The organism is Candidatus Jordarchaeum sp. (assembly GCF_052745115.1).
Window position 1 is genome coordinate 1 of sequence record NZ_JBRAKS010000406.1, and the last position, 3288, is coordinate 3288.

6 protein-coding genes are annotated in these 3288 nt (G+C 39.1%); 4 read left to right on the forward strand and 2 right to left on the reverse strand.

Annotated features, from left to right (window positions below; translation table 11 throughout):
- The first annotated feature begins 116 nt into the window (after positions 1–116).
- Together ACUVXA_RS18585 and ACUVXA_RS18590 are read left to right on the forward strand one after the other, a co-directional pair.
- Positions 117–623: a hypothetical protein gene (locus ACUVXA_RS18585; RefSeq protein ID WP_445872782.1), complete on the forward strand. Its 507-nt coding sequence runs from the start codon at positions 117–119 to the stop codon at positions 621–623.
- Entirely contained in the window at positions 610–936 is a 327-nt protein-coding gene (locus tag ACUVXA_RS18590) for a UPF0175 family protein (RefSeq protein ID WP_445872783.1), read from the forward strand. Before ACUVXA_RS18585 ends, ACUVXA_RS18590 begins: the two co-directional genes overlap by 14 nt.
- A gap of 120 nt (positions 937–1056) precedes the next feature.
- Here the strand turns inward: ACUVXA_RS18590 and ACUVXA_RS18595 are convergent, their stop codons facing one another.
- Together ACUVXA_RS18595 and ACUVXA_RS18600 are read right to left on the reverse strand one after the other, a co-directional pair.
- A complete protein-coding gene (locus ACUVXA_RS18595; RefSeq protein WP_445872784.1) occupies positions 1057–1299 on the reverse strand; it encodes a hypothetical protein in 243 nt (80 codons plus the stop codon).
- Between the two features lie 148 nt (positions 1300–1447).
- Entirely contained in the window at positions 1448–1657 is a 210-nt protein-coding gene (locus ACUVXA_RS18600; protein ID WP_445872785.1) for a hypothetical protein, read from the reverse strand.
- 563 nt (positions 1658–2220) lie between these two features.
- Between ACUVXA_RS18600 and ACUVXA_RS18605 the strand changes: the two genes are divergently transcribed.
- Together ACUVXA_RS18605 and ACUVXA_RS18610 are read left to right on the forward strand one after the other, a co-directional pair.
- Complete coding sequence (locus tag ACUVXA_RS18605; RefSeq protein ID WP_445872786.1) at positions 2221–2532, forward strand: AbrB/MazE/SpoVT family DNA-binding domain-containing protein; 312 nt, start codon at positions 2221–2223, stop codon at positions 2530–2532.
- On the forward strand, positions 2529–2885 hold the full coding sequence (locus ACUVXA_RS18610) for a type II toxin-antitoxin system VapC family toxin (protein ID WP_445872787.1): 357 nt from the start codon (positions 2529–2531) through the stop codon (positions 2883–2885). Before ACUVXA_RS18605 ends, ACUVXA_RS18610 begins: the two co-directional genes overlap by 4 nt.
- Positions 2886–3288: the final 403 nt, after the last annotated feature.

The window sequence follows — 3288 nt, forward strand, 5'->3', positions numbered from 1 at the left end:
GGTAGAGTCGGGTGAATCTACATCTCCATTCTTCTGGAAAGGTGCTGTTTGGAAGTCTGTGAGAATTTTTGTAGACAATGAAAACATTTTTATTTTCTTTTGTTTACAAAAGATACATGAAGATTGCTGTCGATGCATGTGCATTAGTTTACTTAGCGAAGGCAGGGCTCTTGGACTTTTTAGAAAGATTACCCTACGAGTACATTATCGACAGGGAAGTCTACAATGAGGTAGTAGTTAAAGGCATGGAGGAAAGATACCCTGATGCTTACCTACTGGAGTATTCTATTAAAAAACGAAAAATAATTGAAATAGTTGGAGTAGATGTATCAAAGGAAATTGATTATTTTGTTGGAGAAGGAGAAGCAAGCACTTACACTTTATCGGTGGAGAAAAACGCCGTAGCGGTCACTTCTGATAGAGTAGCATACAAAAAGATGTTTAAACGCAACGCAAAAGTCATTCAAACAGATCTAATGTTTCTAAATGCTTATTTCAAGAAACTTATCAGCAAAAAGGAATTGCTGGATGCGTTAAACCGACTCCTAACGGTTGGAGGTACAACTCCGGAACGCATCACCTTCATACTTGGAATAATTGGTGAAAAAAATGAAGAAGAGTAGATTAGTCTCGACAAGGCTAGGAGAAGAGGACGCAAAAATTTTGGAAGAAATAGCCCGAGAAGAAAATATCGATAAAGCCACACTAATCAGAAAATGGATTCTATCAAAAATTACAGGGCACAAGCTAGAAAAAGCGGCAGAAGGATACCGAAAAGGACTAATAAGCATTGAAGAAGGAGCAAAAATGGCAAACGCATCCCTGTGGAAATTCATAGAGTATATTCGCGAAAAAAACATATGGCCACCAATTCAAACCAAAGAAGAACTAGAAAAAGAACTAAAAGAAACAAAAAGGCTACTAAAACAAATGTAATCAACTGTAAAAGTTGGAGACATTTGCCACCCCCACCTCTAATTAGAGGGATTCTCCTGTTGATTGAATACGAAGGGCGAGGAGAATCATTTGAATTTGAGCATCTTTGTTTGTTGTTCATTAAATTTCGTATTTGATTTCTTCGATGTTTTGCTCTGTAATATCCTTATAGCCTCTTTTTTCCTTCTCGCTTATTTGGGTTTCAAAGTGGATTTCGGGGACATATTCACCGAAAACCTGGTGCGGGTTACGTAACTGTTGCATGAAACCGTATATTTCTGTAGCGTATACGGTCTTCCAAAAGAAATAAAAAGAGAGACAGGGAATATTGGCTCTAACAATCACCCGACGATAGATTCGCAAAATCTGCCTTTTTTTGAGGCTTCAAAAATTCTCTTCACACCGAGTGGAAACGGATTTTCAGCCAACTCTTCTATTTTATTTATTAAACGAATGTACACATCCTCAGGATTTTTTAAAAAATTTGTAAGCCCTAGTACTTAATTGAATTTCAAAGCTCACCTAGCTCCCTCTTCAAATCTTCAAGTTTCACGGTCTTTCCCTCTCTAAACTCCCTCTCCGCCTCTTTTAGCATCAATTCTTCTTCCTTTGTTAAAAGATTATCCACTTCTATCATGTGCTTCTTAATGTAGGCAAGATCCCTTCTTATAGCCTTTAATTCCTCAAGTATCAACGTAAAATCGTCTTTTGATTCCACCATTCAACTACCTCCACATTTCAACTTAATGATAGTTTCCCCTATAAAACTTGTCTCTATTTTAGCTGTTGGATTTTAGAACAAAACCCCTTTTTTGAGGAAATTATCGATAGATTGAACTACTCATGATGTGGTTCCAATCGGTTATCATCTCCCCAAATCCAAGTTCCTTCGCGGCTTCAAACCCCAATGCGGTTCGAAAGATTTCTTTAGTTTCTTTACCAAGTAAAAATAGGATGCTTGATGGTTAAGTTTAGTGAAGAAGATGTTAAGGGATTGTTGGAGTGGCTTCGTGGTGTAGCCGCAGGAGTTGCAGAAGCGTTCGGTTTAGACAAGTATTCTAAGAAGATCGTGTTCTAGGAGTTCCTCGTCTCCTGGCTACTGGTCAGTGCCCACTCAAGCTCCAGCCTCAGGGAACATATGAGACAGTTCCGCACAGCAGGGCTTTCTCTCTCCTCTTCATCCATCTCCCACCGCCTCAACAATTGGCGAAACCTGGTCCCCGCTCTATTCAAAGTCTTTGGACAGATGGTGGGAAGTGTCAAATTGTTTGAGTGATGTGTATTGTGGTACATGTATTTTGGTCCCGAAGAGCTTGGGTTGTGGAAAAATTTAAATGTTTTCCCACTAATCAGCTAATTGTGGGAAAAATGATGCTTAAGTGTGATGAAAGGGGAAGAATATATCTGCCAAAGCACATAAGAGAAAAGCTTGGCGAAGAGTTCTACCTTGTTGAAACCAAGGAGGGGATTTACCTTATACCCATTCCCGCTAACCCTGTTGAGGATTTGGAGAGAATTGGAAAAAGGCTTCCCAAAAAATCAGTAAAAGAACTTAAAGAGGATATTTTAAAGCAGGCAGTGGAGGAACTCGGGTGATCTATGCAGACACAGATTTCTTCCTAGCTTTACTTAAGCCCGCAGATTGGTTGAGGGATAAAGCAAAGAAATTTTTTGAGGAGAATGAGGGTAACATCACAACCTCTGAGGCTACTTTTATCGAACTCATGCTTTTGGCGAAGAGGTATGATCTTGAGTACATTGGAATTGTTACAAGTGTGATGAAAATTTGTAGAATAGAGGATCAGACATATCTTAAAGCTGCACTGTATATTGAGGACGGTGTTGGAGTTTTTGATGCTTTTCATGCAGCTCACTGCAGGGAAGAAATAATAAGTTCAGATCCGGTTTACGATAGGTTGGGGTTTAAGAGAACTAAGTTAGAAAAATGAAACAGCAAGTTATGCGTCTCAAAAAATCCTCATAGAAACACCGCAAGGAAACGCTCGAATTTATTCGTGGAGAGAAATTGGTACTGTTAACTCAGTATCAACTATTGTGGGTTGTGTGGTTTTTCGGCTTATTCAGCCTTTTTCACGCTCAAACCGAGCACCGCCTCACCCTCTAAAAGCGCGGTTTCTAGTCATTTTTAGAAGTTTGAAAATTGTATAAGGGGGGGTGGAAATGAATCCAAGGTGTGGGATATTTAGGGTTCTATGTTGGGTGTTTCCGTTTATCTAGGTTTTGGTGCATATGTAGTTCCAGTCGCATGCTTTGCATTTTTCTTTACTTGGATTTTTTGGGAATTTTCTGTTCATTATGTTTTCGACTTGTTTTTTTACTTCTTTTTCCACT